At 57.3% G+C, this 558-nt stretch carries 2 protein-coding genes; both read left to right on the top strand.

Translation table 11 applies throughout. From position 1 onward, the window contains the following. The coding region (locus ACXJL8_RS40495; RefSeq protein ID WP_456686972.1) for a DUF6894 family protein at positions 1-184 on the top strand (184 nt) is incomplete at its 5' end. Positions 185-254: 70 nt separating this feature from the next. Beyond that, complete coding sequence (locus ACXJL8_RS40490; RefSeq protein WP_456686971.1) at positions 255-515, top strand: hypothetical protein; 261 nt, start codon at positions 255-257, stop codon at positions 513-515. Positions 516-558 lie beyond the last annotated feature (43 nt).

Genomic DNA, 558 nt, shown 5'->3' with positions numbered 1-558 from the left:
SGAACTCTCCACCATAGAGAAGGTGCAAGAAGAGGCGGCTCGCTCGCTGGCGGATATSGCCCGGGATGCCGTCCGCAAGCGGGTGGATGGAGSGTCTCATGGGATGGCCATCGAGGTCCGTGACGACAGTGGCCCGGTGCTGCAGGTCAAATTCACATTCGAGGTCGATAGGCGGAGGSRTTGAGCCGCCTCAGTTGGGGGCTCGCTTTCTTGTCCGCATCAAGGGACGGCTGCGCGGGCGTAAGATAGTCCTGGTGGAGGCAGGTTGGTCGTGCGCACCCATCGAACAGCACCGTGATGCCGGTGGTGCGAAGGCTAACTTCGATGACTGTGCCGGTCTTGTTGGTCAGATCCGGGCACCGCAGGGCACCGAGCTTACTAATTTTGAAGCGGGTGCCGACGACAAACCTGTCGCTTTTCTGAGCAAGCATTTCATTAATCCGAATTATGAAATACGCACGCTTGGTAAAGTGGTCAGCATACACTCCCTATGGCCATCTGCAACTTGGCCGTGAAGTCATTCGAAAACCCACGTGTTCCGGGAACTCGACTTCCTGA

This window comes from Bradyrhizobium sp. P5_C11_2 (genome assembly GCF_054049755.1).
This window is presented reverse-complemented; position numbering and strand designations above follow the sequence as displayed.